This is a genomic window from Deltaproteobacteria bacterium (assembly GCA_016709225.1).
GTDB classification, from domain to species: Bacteria; Myxococcota_A; Polyangia; order Nannocystales; family Nannocystaceae; genus Xiheibacterium; species Xiheibacterium phototrophicum.
Genome location: JADJEE010000001.1, coordinates 2,459,567 through 2,478,568 on the forward strand (window position 1 = coordinate 2,459,567; position 19,002 = coordinate 2,478,568).

The window sequence follows — 19,002 nt, forward strand, 5'->3', positions numbered from 1 at the left end:
CCGTCGATCGGGCGCGGCCACCGGCCGGCCCGCACGGCGCGGGTCGGTCGCCGGCGTGCTAGCATCTCGCCATGTTCCGCGTACGCGTTCCCGCAGCCGCGCTGGTCCGATGCCTGCCCACCGCCGCGTGGCTGCTCGCCTTGGGCGTCGCGGGCACGGCCCAGGCCGATATCATCTCCGACGAGGAGGCCGGCTGCCGCGGCAAGAACGAAGGCGACGCCTGTGAGGCGGCCGGCAAGGCCGGCACGTGCGCGAAGTCGACGTGCGGACGCAACGACTACAGCGCCGGGCCACCGCCGAAGCCGGTGAGCGTCGAGTGTCTGCTCTGCCAGGTCGGCGGCGCGGCCAAGGACGCCGCACCGTCGCCCGACACGCCCGCAAAGACCGACACCCCCGCGAAGACCGACACCCCCGCGAAGACCGACACCCCCGCGAAGACCGACACCCCCGCGAAGACCGACACCCCCAAGGGCTGCTCGAGCGGCGGCGTCGACGACGGTCCGTGGCTGCTGGTGTCGGTGCTCGCCGGCTTGGGCTTGGTCGGCCTCGCGCGCCGCCGCCCGAGTGGCACACGCGCGTAGGTGCCCCACGACCCAGGCCGACGCACTGCTGCGCACGCTGCTGGTCGAGATGCCGATCGGCATCGCGTGTCTGTGGCTCGCCACCCGCACGAACGCGTGGGGGCGTCGCGACGACGAGCCGCCCCCGGCGGCGTGGCGGGTGTGCGTGATGGCCTTCGCGGTGAGCCTCGTCACCCATCCGTTCGCCTGGTGGAGCAACCGTGGGCTCGCGCCGCTGCTGCCGTTCGCCACCCGCGCCGCACTCGTGGAGTCGGCGGTGGTGATCGTCGAGGCCGTGCTGCTGCGGGGTGCGCTGCGGCTGCGGTGGCGCGCCGCGATCGTGACCTCGCTGGCGATGAACGTCGCGTCGTTCGGCTATGGCGTGTGGCTGATGCTGCGCGCCCACTGAGGCCAGAACGCGTCGAGCGCGAGCAGCAGCGCGGGGAACTCCGCCCACGCGTGCACGCCGGCGAGCGTGCCGTACCACGCGCGTGCGCCGACGAAATCGACCGCGTACGCGAGCGCGACCACGAGCCCGACACCGACCAGCGTCGCGACCACGCGACCGTCGACGCGCTGTGCGGCCGGTGCGTGCGACGGCAGCACGCACAGCACGAAGAGATAGTGCGCGCACTGCAGGTAGGCGCACGCGCAGAACACATGCATCGCCAGCGCTGGGTGCTCGAGCGGCGGTGGGCCCCAGAAGGCGGAGAACTGCTCGAACAGCGGGCCGGTGGGCAGCACGCTCGCCTCGGGTGCGGCGAGGCCCTGCAGCAGCGCGAACGGCAGGCCGGTCGCGATCAGCAACGGCACCGCGACGAAGACGATCGCACCGCCCCATGCGACCTGCCGCCACCGGGCCGGCTCGGTGGTCGCCGCGACCAGTGGCCACGGCGTCAGGTTGTGCAGCACCGCCAGCACCAGCAGCGTCGCGATGGGCGACACGAACAGCACGCATGACACCAGCGCGGCCGCGACCGCGACGGTGACGATCGCGTGGGCACCACGACGCCGCAGCGCGCGGGGAACGAGCACCAACACCGACGCGCAGCCAGCGAGCAGCTCGAGGCGCGACGCGAGCGCACGGGTGATCCAGCCCGCCGTCGCGGCGCAGCGGGCCGCGAACACAAACGCCAGCGCGAGCACCACCAGCCGCAGCGCCGCGGCACCAAGCACCCGCCGGTAGCGCACGTCGAGCACCCGCAGCTCGACCAGGACGTGGGCGAGGCCGAGGCTCGCCAGCGTCACCGAGTAGACCAGCAACGGATACGCCACGGCGGCGATCGCCGCGACGCCGAGCAGCGTCGCGAGCACCCACGGCGACGCGCGCGTGGGTGATGACGACCGCCGACGCGCGATCACGTGCGATGGCTCGACCCCGCCGGCCCCACGCGGGCTCGAACCACCAACATCCACGCGCGTGGCAGTGTAGCGCACGCAGCACGGCGTACGCACGCGGCACCCCGCGATGCCACGGTTGACATCCTCCGCGACGAGGGCGCGAAATGCCCCCATGCGCCTGGCCTCGATGCTCGCCGTGCCCCCGCTCCTGCTGCTGCCGACCCTCGCCTTCGCGGCGCCGGTGTGGGTCGGTGACTTCGAGACCAACGACCTCTCGCAGTTCGATGGTCTGCTCAACGCCAACGTCAACGGCGTCGATTACATCACCGTCGTGCAGGACGTGGTGGCGCAGGGACAGTACGCGGCGCGCATCGAGCTGCACGACGACGCGATCTGGCCCAACAACGGGCTGCGCCGGGTCGAGCTGCACCACACGCCGGCGCGCGGTCGCACCGACGAGGGCGCGCAGACATGGTTCGCATGGAGCTTCTACCTCCCCGAGACCCTGAGCGCCGACGTCGATCAGAGCATCGGCTACTGGGAGACCGCCGCGAGCTACCACCAGCTGCTGGTATGGAACATCACCGGCGAGCAGGTGACCTTCGCGACCCGCTACCCCGACTACGTCGAGCACTGGCAGGCCGACGTGGCGACCGCCGGCAGCTGGCACCGCGTCGCCATCCACCTGGCGTGGTCGCAGGATCCCGAGCTCGGCGCGGTCGACGTGTGGTTCGACGGCGAGCAGGTCGTGACCGCGGCCGCGGTCGCCACGCTCGCCGACACCAACGCCGCGTTCACGCAGCTCGGACTCCTGCGCGGCAACTTCGACTTCGACGACGTCCCGGTCATCTACATCGATGACGCCGTGGAGGGCGACAGCTACGAGGACGTCCACCCCGAGCTGACGCCCGCAGGCGGCGAGAGCAGCTCGGGCGGCAGCGACTCGGCCGGCGACGGCAGCACCACCGGCGGCGGCAGCACGGGCGGTGGCAACGGCGACGCCGGCGGCAGCGGCTCCGCCAGCGCCACCGGAGCGAGCGCCAGCGCGAGCGCGAGCGCGGGCGAGACCGGCGCGACGACGACCGAAAGCGGCAGCGGCGGCGACAGCAGCGGTGGTGCGGCGGCCGACGGCGATGGCAGCGGTGGCTGCGGCTGCAGCTCCCAAGCGCCCGGCGGCGCGGCCGGTTGGCTCGTGGTCGCCGTGCTCGGTGCCGGTGCGCGGCGACGTCGCCGTCGCTGACGACGAGGGCTGCCCGCGGCGTGATCGCCCGGTGGGGCGCTCGCGCGCGGGCCAAGCATCGCATCGACGTCCGTGGTCGAGCTGGCATCCACGGTGCAGTGACCGCTGGCAGCGATGCCGCATCCGCACCCACGCTCCGCCCGTGCCCCCGCGCTGCGCTGGATCACGCTCGTCGTGGTGGCGCTGGCGATCGCCTACAGCAACCTCGTCGATGTGCTCTCGCCGTGGGGCCACGACGTCGGCGAGGTCAGCCGCCGCTACCAGAACCTGTTCACGCCGGCCCCTTACGCGTTCGCGATCTGGGGGCTCATCTACGGCGCGTTCCTGGTGCACTGCGTGGTCGCGCTGCTGCCGTCGCGGCGCAGCATGGTGATCTACGATCGCCTCGCGTGGCCGCTGATGATCGGCAACGTCGTGGCCGCGCTGTGGGTGGCCGTGTTCCGCCACGAATGGATGATCGCGAGCGTGGTGCTCATCGCCGTGGCGCTGGTCAGCGCGGTGGTGATGTTGCGTCGCGCGAGCGCGGCGGTCGAGGCCGGCAAGGCCCGCTTCGCGATCACGATCCCCTTTGCGCTGTTCGCCGGATGGATCTGCGTGGCCACCATCGCCGACGTCGCCGCCACGCTGGTCGCGTTCGGCTGGCACGGCGGCCCGCTGCGGCCCGCGCAGTGGACGGCCGTGATGCTCGCGGCCGCCACCGGCATCGGCCTCGCACTCGGCGTCGGCTTCCGACAGTTCCTCGTGCCCGCGGTGGTCGCGTGGGCGGCGGCGGCGATCTGGGTCGCCGATCGCGACCTCGATCGCACCGCGATGCTCTCGGCCGCGATCGCGACCGTGGTGTGCACGCTCGCGGCCATCGTGCTCGCGCTGCGCCGCGCGACCTCCCATCGACCCGCTGCACTGGGGGCGGGCGTGCTCGGCACGCCGCTGCCCCGCTGACCCGAGGAGCCCACCGATGCCCGTCACCTTCATCCCGCTCGTCCTCCTACAACTCGGCCTACAACTCGGCCTACAACTCGGCCTGCAACTCGGCGCCGCGCCGAGCCTGCCGAGCGACGCCCCGCTGGCGCACGCGACCGCTGGCGCGTGCGATGCCGCGCTCGCGCCACCGAAGCCAAATCCGAAGCCAGAACCGAAACCAGACCCGAAGCCACAACCGAAACCAGACCCCTCGCCGCAGCCCGACCCGCAGCCCAAGCCCAACCCCAACCCCACCCCGCCGATGCCGCCCTCGCCGCCTGCACCGCCGCCGCCGACCCCGATGCCGACCCCGCGCTAGTACCTCGACACAGGGATTGTGATGGGTCAGAACGCCGTCATGGCCGCGACTCCGCAAGGCGCCGTGCCGCCGGAATACCGGGCGTATTCCAAGGTGCGGCAACGCAGCGAGGCGCGGTCAGGGCGGTGTTATGGCCCGTCACAATCCCTGTGTCGAGGTACTAGCCGCCAGCGACCCGCCGGGCGGTGATACCGTCCGGCGATGTCGCGGCCGATGGATCCCCTGCACGCGCTCGCGTGGCTCTCGCTGCTCACCGCCGCGAGCGCGTGCCACGACGGGCCCATGACCGACAGCGCCTCGGACGCGAGCGGCGACGACTCCGGTGGCGACACGGACTCCGACGGCAGCCATGACGCCGGCCGGGTGCTCGAGTGCGCCGCGCATCCGCTGCCAGACGCAGCCGGCAGCTGCATCGTCGAGCGGGCCGGCACCGCCGGCACGATCCTGCGCGGCACCGTGCTCGACGGCGAAGGCGTGCTGCGCGGCGGTGAGGTCTTCATCGACTCGAGCGGCACGATCGCGTGCGTCGACTGTGACTGCAGCGGCACCACAGGGGCCGCATCTGCGCGGGTCTTGCAGTGCGGCGACGCGGTGATCTCACCCGGACTCGTCAATCCCCACGATCACATCACCTACGCCAACAACGCGCCCATCGGCCAGGGCGTCGATCGCTACGAGCATCGCCACGACTGGCGCAAGGGCCAGAACGGCCACGCCTCGCTGCACACGAACTCGGGCGCCAGCGCGAACGAGGTGCTCGGCGCCGAGCTGCGCTTCGTGATGGGCGGCGCGACCGCGGCCGCCAGCGCCGGCGGTGAGGCGGCCCTGCTGCGCAACCTCGACACCTTCGGCCTGTCCGAAGGCCTGTCGCTGCCGGTCGCCGACTCCGACACCTTCCCGCTCGACGACGCCAGCGGCGAGCAGCGCGAGCTCGGCTGCGACTACGGCAGCTCGCCGACCTCGCGCGCGAGCATCCAGGGCCACGCGTACCTGCCCCACATCGCCGAGGGCATCAACCCCGCCGCGGCCAACGAGTTCACGTGCACCGGCAGCGCCGCCGGTGAGGATCTCATGGGCCCGCAGACCGCCGTGATCCACGGCGTCGGCCTGCGACCACCGGACATCGCCGCGATGGTCGACGCCGGCGCGATGCTGGTGTGGTCGCCGCGCTCGAACGTCGTGCTCTACGGCAACACCGCGCCGGTCACGACCATGCGCGCGATGGGCCTGCCGATCGCGCTCGGCACCGACTGGGTCGCGTCGGGCTCGATGAACATGCAGCGCGAGCTGCAGTGCGCCGACACCCTCGACCGCGACTACTTCGGCGATGCGTTCGGCGATCGCGAGCTGTGGCAGATGGCGACCGAGCACGCCGCGCGGGCGGTCGGCGCCGGCGAGGTGCTGGGCGTGCTGGCGGCCGGCCGGGTCGGTGACGTCGCGGTGTTCCGCGGCGACGCCCACCTCGATCATCGCGCGGTGATCGACGCGGCGCCCGACGACGTCGTGCTGGTGATGCGTGGCGGCGTGCCGTTGTTCGGTGACGACGGCCTGCTGACGGAGGGCTTCTCGGGCGGCAGCATGTGCGAGACGCTCGACGTCTGCGGCGTCGCCAAGCGGGCCTGCGTCGCGCGCGACACCCAGGGCGTGGCGACCCTCGCCGACGTGCGCGCGGCGATCGAGGCCAGCTATCCGCTCTTCTTCTGCGACACGCCCGACGACGAGCCGACCTGCGAGCCTCGGCGCGCCGGCGAGTACGAAGGACGACCCGACGGCGATCGCGATGGCGACGGCATCGCCGACGGCGACGACCTCTGCCCCGGCGTATTCGACCCGGTCCGCCCGCTCGACGGGGGCCCGGCCGACGCCGACGGCGACGGCATCGGGGACGCGTGCGATCCCTGCCCCCTCGCCGAGGGTGATGCCTGCTGAGGCGCCTCGCAGGTGCCCATGGGACCCGCTCCGCGCGAATTTGGGGATCCCGCCGGCGCTCTTTATCGAGCGTATTTTTTGGTTCTTGACTTACGTCTATTTCAGTTCTTAATACGTCGGGTCATGGCCATTCGGACGTCGATCGCCCCCCTGCCGCACCCCAGCCGCGGTCGCGTCGCACCGCCCCCGACGGTGGCGAGCCCCCGCGAGTCGCCGCGCGCCGCGGTCGTGCACGCCAGCGAGTCCATCGTCGAGTTCGACGCCGAGCTGATCGAGGCAGAGCCCGATCCCGGCATGTCGCTCGAGGAGATCGACGCCGCGCTGGTGTTCGAGGACGAGCCCGCGACGCCCGTCGTGGCGGCGCCCGTCGTCGCGGTGCCCGCCGTCGCGGCGCCCGTCGTCGCGGCGCCCGTCGTCGCGGCGCCCGTCGTCGCCGCGCCCGTCGTCGCTGCGGTCGCGCCGGATCCCGCGGCACCGACCGTGGTCGCGCGCGCGACCGCGGTGGTCCGTCCGCACGTGCACCCGGGCCGCGTCGCGCGGGCCGAGTCCAGTACCGTCGCCAGCGTGTCGAGCGGATCGCTCGTCGCTCGCGTGCCGGGTCGCTGGCCGTGGTGGCGCTACACCGCGCTGTCGGCTGGCCTCTCCGCGCTGGCGGTCACGCTCGCGATGATCGGCCGCAGCGATCACGCCGCCGCCGCTTCGACGGCCGTCGCGAGCGATGCGGTCGAGCTGCACTACGACCCCGCGTTGGTCGCCCAGGCCGCGATGGTGCCCGTGGTGACGGCCGCCGCCACCACCACCACCGAGCCGCCGCGGCTGCTCGCACGCCGCGTCGCGCTGCGAGGGCAACGCAACCTCGCGGCCGGCATGCCTCGCCTGGCCCGCGCCGCGTTCGAGGAGGCGCTACAGCTCGATCCCCGCAACCGCGCCGCGCTGGCGGGTCTCGGTCGCCTCGAGTACGAGGCGGGTCGGCTCGCCGCCGCGATCGAGCACCTCGAGCTCGCGCTGCAGCTCGAGCCCCGCGATCGCGAGCTGCGTTCGATGCTCGCGCAGGCCCACGAGGCCAAGGGCCACGGCCGCGCCGCGGCGCGGCACGCCCGGCTCGCGACCACACCGTGAGTCGCGAGCCGCCGCCGATCCCATCGGCGGCCCCAGGAGTTGGCGCCCGCCCGCGCGCCATCGCGACGCTCAAGCCGCGATGTGGCCGAGCGCACGCAGCACGCCCGCGATGTTCGCGTCGTACACCTTCGCGAGCAGCTCGCTCGCCGACGTTGGCGACCCCTTGGGCAAGTAGCGGGCGCTCCACCGCACGCGGCACGCACCCGGTCCCTGCGGGCTCACCTCGATCGTGGTGACGTAGTCGGCGAACGGCAGCGGGTGCGGCTCGAGGATCGAGTACGACAGCCGGCGCGCGGCGTGGTCGTGGGCGAGCAGCCGCTCCCGCACCGTCAGGCCTTGCCCGGACAAGCTGCGGACCGCCCCCACGCCAGCGCCCTCGACGACGCAGGTCTCCATCGCCGGCGCGCCCCAACGCACCGCCGCGCCGAAGTCTCCGAGGATCTCCCATACCGCCTCGGCGCTCGCCGCAAGGCTGCGCTCGAGCGCGAACTCTGTCGTGGTGTCGATCGCGGGCGCGGTCACGGGGCCGAGGTGCGCATACCGGCGCTCCTGCAGCACGCGCCACGTGATGCTCGCGCGGCGGGCCTCCTGCGCATGCGTGGCCCGCAGCAGCTCGTGCGCGAGCGCAGCGTCCTCGGGGCGCATCGGTTCGGTCTCGAGTCGCAGCACCGCGAGGTCGGCCTCCGGATCGGGCGGCAGGTCGGGGTGCATCCGCTCGGGCTGGCCCGCAAACGCCAGGAATGCCTCGGTGGCCACGCCATGGTGCGCCATTGCGTGACCGATCGAGTGCATCAACGCGTCGCCGAAGCGCACGAACGACTTCAGGATCCAGTAGCGAGCGACCGGCGACGGGTGATCGAGCGTCAGCTTGCGGAGATCGGCGAACACCTCGCGGTGCTCCTCGACGCGCTCGTCGAGCCAGTAGTGCTGGAGCGCGTCGGCTGCGGTCCAACCGGTCAGCTCGTCGAACCCGAGCGTCTCCCACTCGACGTAGCGGCGATTCATCTCGGCCGCGTAGAGCTGGGAGAGTCGGTTGATGCCGCGCTCGAGCGGGGTCTTCGGATCCGGGTAGGTGGTGTCGAGCAGGAACCAGTCGGCACAGGTCCAGTCGTCGACCACCCACTGCAGGAAGAACGACCGGATCATCGGCAAGAACCCGGGGTGTGGGCCGCTGCGGATCCAAGCGTGGAACGGATGCGCCCACAGCTCGTCGAACGCCGCCTGCAGGTGATCACGCAGGCCTTCGCCGTAGCCAGAGGGATGGGCGGGATGCGACAGCGACATCGCGGCCGACACGTCGTGCGCGGCGGCGGGCCGCAGCGTGGCGGCGGCACGGGCGGCCACCGCCGGCTGCGGCGGCCGCTGCCCCGCGACGAACCGGCGGGCGTGCTCCTCCCAGGCCCGGAAGTGCGCGTGGAAGATCGAGAAGGTGCGCAGCACCAACGCGGTCGCTCGCGCGCGCTCCTCGTCACACAGCGGCTCGGCGAAGAACAGCTTCTCGTCGCCGGCCTGCAGGTGTCCGGTCTCGCGGTCGAGGTGGAACTGCCCGAAGTACGGCAGCTCGATGCCCCGCGCCGATTCGATCTGCGTGGCCAACGGCACCGTCTGGCGGAAGAACACGTTGCCGGCCGCCTCCATCGACTCGATGATCGCAAAACGCAGCCGAGGGTCGCGATTGCGATGGACCAGCGACGCGAGCTCGAAGTCGAGGCGGCGCGCCTCGAGCGTGTCGGTGCTGGTGATCCACCAGTAGATGTCGCGCGGGGCCCAGCCCAGTGCCTCGTCGACCCCGAGCAGCCGCCAGTCGGTCAGGAACAAGGCGGAGTGCGTCGCGTCCTCGGCCGCGTGCTCGTTGAGCGCGCGCTCGAGCTCGCTGCGCGGCTCGGGGTACCGCACGAAGTAGCGATTCAGGTCGCGAAACCCCATGACGAAGTCGATCGCCGCCGGGCAGAACGAGAGCTTGCCCTGCGGTGAGATCGACGGGTTGGCGAACCACTGCGTGAACAACGAGTGGCTTTGCAGGAGCCGCGCTTGGGCCCCGATCAGCTTGAAGACGGTCTTCATGATCCTCCGGGGCTCACAGCAGGTGGGGTTCGACGGGCAGTCCGAACAACGCGCGGCCGAGCAGCTCGCGCGACGCAGGGGCCACGGTGAAGTGTTGGGTGATCGCGTGGACATCGCGGAACGCGAGCTGCAGCGGGCTGCGCTCGTACATCGCCGACGCACCGCCGGTCGTGTACGCGAGATCGACGGCGCGGGCGGCCGACGACACGGCGTTGGTCGCCGCGAGGCGCAGCCGGGCGCGCTGCAGCGGGCTGGCGGCGCGCCCCTCCAGCGCGTGGCGCCACAGCTGCCCGACCTCGTCGAACAGGAACGCCCGGCCCGAGGCGAGCGCTGCCTCCGCTTCGGCCACGGCTAGCTGCGCCGTCGCGCGACCGGACAACGGGGTGAGACCGCCGAACGGCGTCTTCGACTTCGCCACCACCTCGAGCTCGTCGACCGCACGGCGACCGATGCCGAGCGCCACCGAGGCGATGCTCGCCGCCAGCAACCCCAAGAACGGGAACGTGAACGACGGCCCCTCGTAGAACGGCTCGAGCATCGGCACCCGAATCACGCGCTGCTCGGGCACGAACACGTCGACACACTCGAAGTCGTGGCTGCCGGACCCGCGCAACCCCATCGTTCGCCAGGTGTCGTGGATGCGGCAGTCGCCGGCCGCGAGCATCGGCACGATCACCTCGGGCATCCCGCCCGGGCCCAGCCGCGGCCGGTCACCCTCGAACACCACACTCGAACCCCCGAGCCAGTCACTGGCGCGGCAGTTCGAGGCGATCGACCAGCGACCCGACACCCGAAAGCCGCCGCCAACCGGGGTCGCACGGCCGCTGGGCGCCAACACCCCGGTCGTGACGGCGCGTGGATCGGCGTACATCTCGCGGCCGCCCGCCTTCGGAATGAAGGCATCGAACGCGCTGCCGGAGCCGCTGATCATCGCGCACCACCCCGCGGCCCCATCGACCTGCGCGATGGCCTCGACGACCTGCATCATCGTGAGCGGGTCGACCTCGAGGCCGCCGAGCTCGCGCGGCCGGCACATGCGAAAGATGCCCGCGTCGTTGAACGCGTCCGCCAGGCCACGCGGCAGCTGGCGATCGATCTCGCCCTGTGCAGCGAACTCCCGCACGAGCGGAAGCAACGCGCGCGTGGCATCGAGCAGATGGGTGGCGGAAGCGGTGACGAGGGAGGGTGATGCGGTGGATGAAACCATGGGCGACTTCTCGGGCGCGCCCTACGGCGCCCCGTATTGGGGCGCCCCACCGCGTTTGTGACGAAGAAAAATTGCCGCGGCGATCGCGGCCGAACCACCGATGCCTGCGATCTGCCGACGTCGCGGACGGCATCGCATGACCCGCACCGGGCGCCGCCCTAAGATCGCGAGGCGCGGCGCACCTCGAGCACGAGGCCACGCAGCTCGGAGGCGAAGCCGACCTCGCGCAGCGCGGCGGCGATGCGATGGTTGCGGGCCGGCTCGCCATCGATGCTCTCGACCCGCAGGCTGCGGCCCGACGACGCCGCCACCATCGCGGGCAGCGCTGCGATGGCGGCCGCCAGCAGCTCGGGTCGATCGGCGGCGGCGAAGCTGATCCAGCGCCGGCCGCCGCGATCGAGGAACAGCACCGGCGCACCGTCGACCTCGATCACGCGCGCGCCCGCGGCCCGACGCACGCCCGCACGGTCGCTGCCCACGCGCAGCGGCCACGGCAGGCTCGCGCCCCACGGCTGCGCCGGATCGGCGGCCGCGAGCACGCGCGCATGCAGGCCCTCGCGTTCCCGCTCGGCCCGCAGCCGATCGACCGCGCCCGGGCTCGCGAACTGCACGCCGCGCAGGTGGGCGACGAAGTGGCCGCGTCGGACGCGACCGGCCTGCTCGAGCTCGCGGAACACCGGCAACACGCCCGCGAAGCCGCCCGGCTCCGCCTCGAGCGCGATCACGTCGGCCGCGACGATGCCGTGGCGATCGAGCAGCATCTGCGCGCGAGCCAGCGCGCGCTCGGTGTCGCCAATCGGCGTGCCGATGAGCTCTGCGACCAGCGACCAACGGCCGCCACCGGTGCGCATGACCTTGCCGCGAGCCCCGCGCGCGGGGCCGTGGGCGCGCAGCGGCGCGAAGGTGTCGTTGGTGACCAGGCCCGCCCACGCGAGCTGCCACAGCGCGTCCTCGAGCTGCGCGAGCGAGACCTCGGCACCGAGCACGCGCGAGAGCTCGACCACGAACGACGCGCCGCGGTGGCGCAGATGATCGAGGATCGCCAGTGGGATCGGGCCCAGGCCCTCGGGCACGGTCGGCGGCGACAGCAGCCGCCCGACCTGCGCGCGTCGGTACAGCGCGACGCGTCCGTCGTCACCGCCCAGCGTGCCGTGTCCGACCCAGCACAGTTCCCCGCTCGCGCCGCGCTCGTCGAGCATGCGCGCGTGGAAGCCGGGCACGCGCGCCGGCAAGATCGCGTGCTCGAGCTCGTGCCACGACAGCGGCATGCCTTCGAGCCGCGCGAGTGCATCGTCGAGCACGCTGGCACCGCCGGCCGCGGCATCGAGGCCGTGCCAGCTGGGCAAGAAGCGCGCGTAGACCTCGTCGTCGACCGCTGCGATCTCTTCGCGCAGGCGCGCGAGGCTGCGGCGCTTGAGTCGACGCAACACCTCGGCGTCGCACACCAGCTCGCCGGCGTCCGGCAGCAGCGGGCCTCGCACCAGCGCACGCGTGGCCACCATTGCGTCCACGACCGGCCCCAGCTCGACGCCCCAACGCAGCGACAGCCCCGCGACGGCGAACGGACCGCGGTTGCGGGCGTGACGTGCGAGCAGCTCCGCGCGCGCGCCGGGTCGCGGCGCCAGCAGGACCTCCGGCACCCCCGGCGGCACCGCGACACCGAGGCCGTCGCGCAGGGCCGCGAGGTCTTCGATCGCCGCCGCCGTGCGCACGCCGGCGAGATCGATCCACACCGCGCGGCGCGAGGCCAACAGCTCGCGCATCCAGGTCGTCGCAGCCTCGTCGTCACCGACGCAGCACGCCGCCAGCTCCGATGCATGCAACGGCCCCAGCCGCAGCAACAGATCGTGCAGGCCGTCGGCATCGCGGGCGCGTCGATCGGGCGCGGTGCCCTGCAGCTGCGACTCGAGCTCGGCCAGCGCGTCGAGGTCGAGCATGGCCGCGACGCTCGCGAGCGCCTCTTCGCCGAGCAGCTCCCGCAGCAGGCCCTCGTCGAGCGCGAGTGCGGCCGCGCGGCGCTCGGCCAGCGGCACGTCGCCCTCGTACATGAACGCCGCGACGTAGGCGAACACCAGCTGGCGCGCGAACGGTGACGGCGAGGGTGTCTGCACGTGGTCGACCCGAATCTCCCGCGACGCGACCCCGCGCAGCAGCTCCACCAGCGCCGGCAGATCGAACACGTCCTGCAGGCACGCGCGGTAGGTCTCGATCACGATCGGGAATGACGGGTGCTCGCGCGCGACCGCCAGCAGCTGCTGCGATCGCAGTCGTTGGGCCCACAGCGGCGTGCGCTGCCCCGCGCGGCGTCGTGGCAGCAGCAGCGCCCGCGCCGCGTTCTCGCGGAACATCCCGGCGAACAGCGCGGAGTGGGCGAGCTGCGCGACGATGCGCTCCTGCACCGTCTCGGGATCGGGCAGCAGCCACTCGAGCGAGGGCAGCTCCTCGACCTCGACGATGCGCAGCGCGATGCCGTCGTCGCTCCACGTGGTCTGCAGCGAGAGCCCGTGCCGCGCCGCGAACTCGGCCTCGATCGCCAGCGCCCACGGGGCGTGCACGCGGGCGCCGAAGGGCGACAGGATGCAGACCCGCCAGTCGCCGACCTCGTCGCGGAAGCGCTCGATCGTGATCGCGCGATCGCTCGGCACCACGCCGGTGGCGTCACGTTGCTCGTGCACGTAGGCGAGCAGGTTCTGGGCCGCCCACGCGTCGAGCGACCACGCGGTGCGCAACCACGCCAGCGCCTCGTCGCCGCTGCGGCTGGCCAGCTCGCGCGTCAGCGCTCCGATCGCGCGACCGAGCTCGAGCGGTCGCCCGGGGCCGTCGCCGCGCCAGAACGGCAGCCGCCCGCTCTCGCCGGGCGCGGGCGATACCACCACGCGATCGCGGGTGATGTGGTCGATCCGCCACGCACTCGCGCCCAGCGTGATGACCTGGCCGGGCGCCGACTCGTGCACCATCTCCTCGTCGAGCTCACCCACGCGCGGCCCGCCCTCGCCGGCGTGCACCGGGTAGAGCCCGCGATCGGGGATCGTGCCGGCGTTCTGCAGCGCGAGCTGCAACGCACCGCGGCGCGCGGCCAGCCGATCGTGCTCGCGATCCCACACCACCCGCGGCCGCAGGTCGGCGAACGCGTGCGAGGGGTAGCGACCCGCGAGCATGTCGAGCACCGCGCGTAGGGCCGCGTCGGGCAGCTGCGCGAAGTTGTGGGCGCGACGCACCATCGCCGCGAGCTCGCCCAGCGTGGCCTCGCCGACGCCGAGCATCGCGACCAGCTGCTGCGCGAGCACGTCGAGCGGGTTGCGGGGCACGTGCATGGCCTCGATCGCGCCCTCGCGCATGCGCTGCACCACCACCGCCGACTCGAGCAGGTCGCCGCGGTGCTTGGGGAACAGCCGCCCGACGCTGCGCTGACCCACGCCGTGCCCGGCACGACCGACCCGCTGTAGGCCCCGCGACACCGCACCGGGTGACTCGACCAGCACCACGCGCTCGATGGTGCCCATGTCGATGCCGAGCTCGAGCGAGCTGGTCGCGACGATGCCGCGGATCTCACCGCTCGCGAGCGCGGCCTCGATCGCGGTGCGCTGGGCGTGGGCGAGGCTGCCGTGGTGGGCACGCACGAGCGGCTCACCCGCGAGCTCGTTGAGGCGCTGCGCGAGCCGCTCGCACAGGCCGCGCGCGTTGACGAAGACGATCGTGGTCGCGGCGCCGCGGATGATCTCGAGCAGCCGGGGGTGGATCGCCGGCCAGATGCTGTTGGCCAGCGGCTCGCCGAGCCCCGCCGGCGCCACCGCGACGCCGCCTTGCTTCATCGGTGGCGCTGCCACGGCGTCGACGCTCGGCCGCGTCATGTCGGGCACCGGCACCACCACCTCGATGTCGAGATCCGGGCGCGTGCCACAGTCGACGATCTCGACGGACCGTGCCCCTGCGAGGAAGCGCGCGACCTCCTCGAGCGGCCGCGCGGTCGCCGAGAGCCCCACACGCTGTGGCTCGCGCGGGCACAAGTCCACCAGGCGCTCGAGCGATAGCGCCAGATGAGCGCCGCGCTTGGTCGGTGCCAGCGCGTGGACCTCGTCGACGATCACGGTCTCGACCGTCGCGAGGTGCTCGCGCACACGCGAGCCCAACATCAGGAACAGCGACTCGGGCGTGGTGACGAGGATCTCGGGTGGCTGCCGCAGCATCGAGGCGCGCTCGCCCGCGGTCGTGTCGCCGGTGCGGATCGCCACCCGCGGCAGTGCCGGCTGGAGCCCGAGCGCCTGCGCGGCCGCGGCGATGCCGGCCAGCGGCCGCTGCAGGTTGCGGTGGATGTCGTGCACCAACGCCTTGAGCGGCGACACGTACAGCACGCGGATGCCCGGCGTGCGCGCGGGCGCTTGCACGAGCCGATCGATGCTCGACAGGAACGCGGCCAGGGTCTTGCCCGAGCCGGTCGGCGCCACCAAGAGCGCGTGACGACCGGCCGCGATCGCCTGCCAGCCGCGGACCTGCACCGGCGTCGGTGCGTCGAAGGTCTGCGCGAACCAACGCCGCGTCGCGGGCCCGAAGTGATCCATCGTCGACGGCGCGCAGTGTAGCGCCCGATCGTGCGTCGGAGGCACCGTCGAGCCATCCACCGATCTGCGGGCGCCCGAGCCGACTCGAGACCCCGGGTCCGGCGCCCGACGCACGAGCATCGCCGCCCGACCGAGAGCATGGAAGGCATGGAACTCGTGGCGGACTTCGGCTTCCAGCCGCCGGAGAACGGCGCATCGCGGATCGAACCCCGCCGCACCGAGGGCCCGCGGACCTCGGGGTGACTTCGGTCGCAAGCGCCGCACCGAGTGACGTCGCGCTCCAGCGCAACAGAACGGCGCGCACGAACGCATGCACCGCACGCTGAAGCGCGAGACGGCGCGTCCGCCCTCGTCGAACCACGCCGCGCAGCAGCGTCGCTTCGACGGGTTCCGACGTCGCTTCAAGCTTCAACGACGAGCGTCCGCACGAGGCCCTCGGCGACGCGACGCCCGGCTCGATCTGGGTGCCGTCGACAAGGCCGTTCCCGAAGCGCATCGCGCCGCCCGAATATCCTGGTCACTGCGAGGTCCGGCGAGTCTCGAACGCAGGGTGCTTCCGCCTCGCGTCCGGCCAGGTCATTCTCAGCCAGGCGCTCAACGGGGAGTACATCGCCCTCGAGGAGGTCGACGACGGCCTCTGGAACATCTTGTTCTACACAACCTTGCTCGGTCGCTTCGACGAGGCGTCGGGTAGGATCACCGGGGGGTCGATTTCCGCACGGAACAAGGCCGCAACCCATGACCAGAAGTGTTACCCATGTACCCGGGTCAGTGTTACCGATCATCCCGGTTGCTCACCGATCGAGGCACCTCCTGCAGGCCGGCTCACGGACAACCAGGCACGCGGTCAGGTGCTGTCGCCTCGCTTCTTGCGCCGCGACCACTTCGGGCGCCCGGTTTTCGCCTCGGCCTGCTTTGCGGGCCGGCGCACCCGAACTTCTCTTCCATCGGGCAGGACTGCGAGCGGCCCGTCGCCTCCGTCTGCACGTGACGCGCCGACGTGATTCTCGTTCCAGAAAATGTAGAGCAGCGTATCGATCCCGTGAACGATCGGAGAGATAGCCTGGATCACCGCCTGAGCGGTCTTGGATTGCAGTTCCTGCACCTCTTTCAGCGTCTTTGCCTCTGGGGTGGCGAACAGGAGGGAGTTGATTGTCAGTGGTCGGAGGGAGGTGTTGGCTGCGTTAGATAGGTCGATCCGCGCGCGACAAGGAAGCTTGGCGTGAGCGCTGATGACCGCCTCCGGGTCTTCGCAGAGATCCAAGTGTGCGCCTAGTTTGTCGCGGATGGTCTTGGTTGCGTTGTACCCGGCATCGATTCTGCGCCTGAACTCGGCGAACTGTTTGAGGAATGCCGGCGAATACCGCGAACGGCTCTTCTTCAGCCAAGTAGCGACCTGCGTTCCGAACAGGCGGCGCACCTCAGCGATCGTGATCGCGATTTTGCGCAGGGTGTACGATGACACCCAGGTCTCCTCGTCGCTGGCGTCCTGGCGCACGCCGAGCTTTCCGAGTTCGTGCCCCATATCATCTCGGAGGATCGCAAGGCGCAGCATCCACGCGGACCGCTCGTCAGTCGAGGGAAAGAAATCTATGAGCTTTCCGGAGAACGCGACGGGGTACGCTTGCGGCGTGGACTCTGACTCGGCCATCGACACAGTCTATCGCGTCCTGGGCCCCCGTGCCGGGGCCGCGGACGGCCGCCGCCGCAGACGAGGCGACAACTAAGGCTGCCGGCGTCGAGACGCTTCTTGCGGCCCCACTCCCTTGGTCAGTATCCGTCCAACGATTAGGCGTTCAGCTGCGAGCCGCGCGGGCGAAGCCCGCGTGACTCGTCAGCTGCAACGGCATGTTGGACGGCGTCCGGGTAAGCGAGGTGCACGCGCATGGCAAGCAGCGGCCTTTAGTACCTGAGTAGGGCTTGATGAAGCGCATGGAGGACAATGGTGGTTTCAGGCTGTGGGGCATCCGGGGCAGCGCGTCGGCAGAAGTCGTCCGCACACAATTCAAACTCAAGCGCGAGGAGTCCAAGCGTGTGAGCGGCGGCAAATGCGTTGTGGTCCGATTCAGGGTATAGAAGGGCGTTCCAGCCTTCACCGTCTTCTCGCTCGCGGCTGCCAAGGAAGCGCAAGGGCTCTTCCTTAGCGGAGTGCGCGATCGATGAGTAAGAGTCGTAGAGTCGTTTCACTTTCGTCACGAGGTGCCGCAGGTTAGGCGTTCTCCCTTCAAGGCTGGCGGGGGCTGCGGTCTCGAGCTCGCGCACGCGCGCGAGCAGTTCCATTTGTTTCCTCGCCAGGGTCGTTGCCTCGATGAGTTCGGCTTGACGAATCAGGTCCGCCGCGATGAAGTGCGTCCTGCAGTATGACACGATCAGGCTTGCAATCTGTGGCCCGCTTTGTATCTGGCGAAGGTCGCGGTCCGACAAGAAGAGCGTGCGGGAGCTAACGATCTCCCCCGCGGCTTCGAGAATGAACTCTCCTCGAGGGTGGTCGTTCTCAAATGCCGTGACCGCTCTCTCGCGGAACAACGCCCGCTGGTGTAGGTAGCGCACTGAGCTGCCGACAAGGTGAGTCGGAGCGGCCTCTTCTCGCGCGGAGTTGTCTTCGTCGTCGTTCATCTTACTACGGCGTGAAACCAAAGATTGCCCACTTGAGCTGCTCTGGGGGTTCCCCGCTGCCGATCACGGGGGTTCTCGTCGCACGTTCGACAAAGAACCGTTGTAGGCCGGGATATGCGTCGGCAGGATCCGTCTCCGGGGGATACTCAGCGCGTAGTATGCTTGTGCGAAGGCTCATGTCCGGGCCGCGTTCCACAAGAAGGACGCCCTCGGTAAGCCGGTAGCCAGGAAGTAGGTGCCTGCGGACTTCATCGCATACCGAGTTTGCAGCTCTCGTCAACTCGAAGCAGAGATCCTCTACTAAGTCGACCGCGAACTCGAACTGGACGGAGAGTCGTTTCTCTTCCTCGCGATCCCACTTGACCATCTTTTTGTAGACCTTCTCAACAACAAGGACCTTGTTCTCGTCGCGCCCCTCCTCGGTCGACACGGAGTGCATGACGCGGAGAAAGTCGTTCAAGACCCACCGAAAGTTTGCAAGCGCTTCTTTGACGCGTGGGTGCCTGTTCGGCCAGACACGGTTGAACAGCCATTCTGCGCACGCGTGAAGCGACTTGGCACGCTCGACGCGTAGCTGCGGTTGACCGCCCCCAAATATCCAGGACGTCCAGTTCTTCCAGTTGTCGAGTTCACATTTCTCGGCCCATTCATCTACGTAGCCGATCAGCTGCTCCTCTTCGCGCTGTGCGATCGGATCGAACCCCGCAAGAGAGGTGCGCACCCAGTCTTCGTGGGCTTTCTTTATTTCGTGAAGGCGAGCCACCGGATAGGCCTGTTCGTTGTCGTCGGCGATCTTGTGGTGGATGCTGCACAAGAGCACGAGATTCCCGTAGAGATCGCGCTGATCGGCGGTCATCGAACTAGCGCCCCGCGGGCCGTCCGCCTCGCGAGCAACGATATGCGCCTCCTCTCCGACAACGGTCGGGTCGTCAGCTTCCGCGATGTCCATCACGAGTTCGCGCCGACACTCTGGGAACGAGCAGCGACTCGCGCAACGGCCCCACAGCATCTTGCGCGTCTTGGCTGAGATGGTCATCCCGTGAGTCCTTCATCTTGCGCCGTGGAGGGTGCGCGAACCAGCATGTTGC

At 70.9% G+C, this 19,002-nt stretch carries 14 protein-coding genes; 7 read left to right on the forward strand and 7 right to left on the reverse strand.

Annotated features, from left to right (window positions below; genetic code table 11):
• Positions 1–71 precede the first annotated feature (71 nt).
• Both IPH07_09955 and IPH07_09960 read left to right on the forward strand, forming a co-directional pair.
• Positions 72–581, forward strand: coding sequence for a hypothetical protein (locus IPH07_09955; GenBank protein ID MBK6917712.1), 510 nt, complete (start codon positions 72–74; stop codon positions 579–581).
• Positions 565–969: a hypothetical protein gene (locus tag IPH07_09960; GenBank protein ID MBK6917713.1), complete on the forward strand. Its 405-nt coding sequence runs from the start codon at positions 565–567 to the stop codon at positions 967–969. The genes IPH07_09955 and IPH07_09960 overlap by 17 nt, the downstream gene beginning before the upstream one ends.
• On the opposite strand, the gene IPH07_09965 is transcribed toward IPH07_09960, so the two are convergent.
• Entirely contained in the window at positions 936–1,922 is a 987-nt protein-coding gene (locus IPH07_09965) for a hypothetical protein (protein MBK6917714.1), read from the reverse strand. The two genes, IPH07_09960 and IPH07_09965, sit on opposite strands and share 34 nt — an antisense overlap.
• Before the next feature lie 175 nt (positions 1,923–2,097).
• Between IPH07_09965 and IPH07_09970 the strand changes: the two genes are divergently transcribed.
• The 5 genes from IPH07_09970 to IPH07_09990 all read left to right on the forward strand — a co-directional run bounded on the left by IPH07_09970 (position 2,098) and on the right by IPH07_09990 (position 7,468).
• Positions 2,098–3,141: a heparin lyase I family protein gene (locus tag IPH07_09970; GenBank protein ID MBK6917715.1), complete on the forward strand. Its 1,044-nt coding sequence runs from the start codon at positions 2,098–2,100 to the stop codon at positions 3,139–3,141.
• Between the two features lie 114 nt (positions 3,142–3,255).
• Complete coding sequence (locus tag IPH07_09975) at positions 3,256–4,080, forward strand: hypothetical protein (protein MBK6917716.1); 825 nt, start codon at positions 3,256–3,258, stop codon at positions 4,078–4,080.
• 16 nt (positions 4,081–4,096) lie between these two features.
• Complete coding sequence (locus tag IPH07_09980; GenBank protein MBK6917717.1) at positions 4,097–4,420, forward strand: hypothetical protein; 324 nt, start codon at positions 4,097–4,099, stop codon at positions 4,418–4,420.
• A gap of 213 nt (positions 4,421–4,633) precedes the next feature.
• Complete coding sequence (locus tag IPH07_09985; GenBank protein ID MBK6917718.1) at positions 4,634–6,349, forward strand: amidohydrolase family protein; 1,716 nt, start codon at positions 4,634–4,636, stop codon at positions 6,347–6,349.
• A gap of 192 nt (positions 6,350–6,541) precedes the next feature.
• Positions 6,542–7,468: a tetratricopeptide repeat protein gene (locus IPH07_09990; protein MBK6917719.1), complete on the forward strand. Its 927-nt coding sequence runs from the start codon at positions 6,542–6,544 to the stop codon at positions 7,466–7,468.
• Between the two features lie 69 nt (positions 7,469–7,537).
• Here IPH07_09990 and IPH07_09995 read toward each other — a convergent pair whose 3' ends face one another.
• The 6 genes from IPH07_09995 to IPH07_10020 all read right to left on the reverse strand — a co-directional run bounded on the left by IPH07_09995 (position 7,538) and on the right by IPH07_10020 (position 18,950).
• Positions 7,538–9,532, reverse strand: a complete 1,995-nt coding sequence (locus IPH07_09995) for an SRPBCC family protein (GenBank protein ID MBK6917720.1) — start codon at positions 9,530–9,532, stop codon at positions 7,538–7,540.
• A 13-nt stretch (positions 9,533–9,545) separates the two neighbouring features.
• Positions 9,546–10,739 (reverse strand): acyl-CoA dehydrogenase family protein, encoded by a 1,194-nt coding sequence (locus IPH07_10000; protein ID MBK6917721.1) that lies wholly within the window; start codon positions 10,737–10,739, stop codon positions 9,546–9,548.
• Between the two features lie 158 nt (positions 10,740–10,897).
• Complete coding sequence (locus IPH07_10005) at positions 10,898–15,298, reverse strand: DEAD/DEAH box helicase (GenBank protein MBK6917722.1); 4,401 nt, start codon at positions 15,296–15,298, stop codon at positions 10,898–10,900.
• An 847-nt stretch (positions 15,299–16,145) separates the two neighbouring features.
• Entirely contained in the window at positions 16,146–16,949 is an 804-nt protein-coding gene (locus IPH07_10010) for a hypothetical protein (protein ID MBK6917723.1), read from the reverse strand.
• Between the two features lie 251 nt (positions 16,950–17,200).
• Positions 17,201–17,914 carry a hypothetical protein gene (locus IPH07_10015; GenBank protein MBK6917724.1) on the reverse strand — a complete coding sequence of 238 codons (714 nt, stop codon included), beginning with the start codon at positions 17,912–17,914 and terminating at the stop codon, positions 17,201–17,203.
• Positions 17,915–17,918: 4 nt separating this feature from the next.
• Complete coding sequence (locus tag IPH07_10020; protein ID MBK6917725.1) at positions 17,919–18,950, reverse strand: hypothetical protein; 1,032 nt, start codon at positions 18,948–18,950, stop codon at positions 17,919–17,921.
• Positions 18,951–19,002: the final 52 nt, after the last annotated feature.

Bases quoted from the DNA above. Each gene is read 5' to 3' on its own strand.
- IPH07_09955 (MBK6917712.1), top strand. From the start codon at position 72: ATGTTCCGCGTACGCGTTCCCGCAGCCGCGCTGGTCCGATGCCTGCCC.
- IPH07_09975 (MBK6917716.1), top strand. From the start codon at position 3,256: ATGCCGCATCCGCACCCACGCTCCGCCCGTGCCCCCGCGCTGCGCTGG.
- IPH07_09980 (MBK6917717.1), top strand. From the start codon at position 4,097: ATGCCCGTCACCTTCATCCCGCTCGTCCTCCTACAACTCGGCCTACAA.
- IPH07_09985 (MBK6917718.1), top strand. From the start codon at position 4,634: ATGGATCCCCTGCACGCGCTCGCGTGGCTCTCGCTGCTCACCGCCGCG.
- IPH07_09995 (MBK6917720.1), bottom strand. From the start codon at position 9,532: ATGAAGACCGTCTTCAAGCTGATCGGGGCCCAAGCGCGGCTCCTGCAA.
- IPH07_10000 (MBK6917721.1), bottom strand. From the start codon at position 10,739: ATGGTTTCATCCACCGCATCACCCTCCCTCGTCACCGCTTCCGCCACC.
- IPH07_10005 (MBK6917722.1), bottom strand. From the start codon at position 15,298: ATGGATCACTTCGGGCCCGCGACGCGGCGTTGGTTCGCGCAGACCTTC.
- IPH07_10010 (MBK6917723.1), bottom strand. From the start codon at position 16,949: ATGGCCGAGTCAGAGTCCACGCCGCAAGCGTACCCCGTCGCGTTCTCC.
- IPH07_10015 (MBK6917724.1), bottom strand. From the start codon at position 17,914: ATGAACGACGACGAAGACAACTCCGCGCGAGAAGAGGCCGCTCCGACT.
- IPH07_10020 (MBK6917725.1), bottom strand. From the start codon at position 18,950: ATGACCATCTCAGCCAAGACGCGCAAGATGCTGTGGGGCCGTTGCGCG.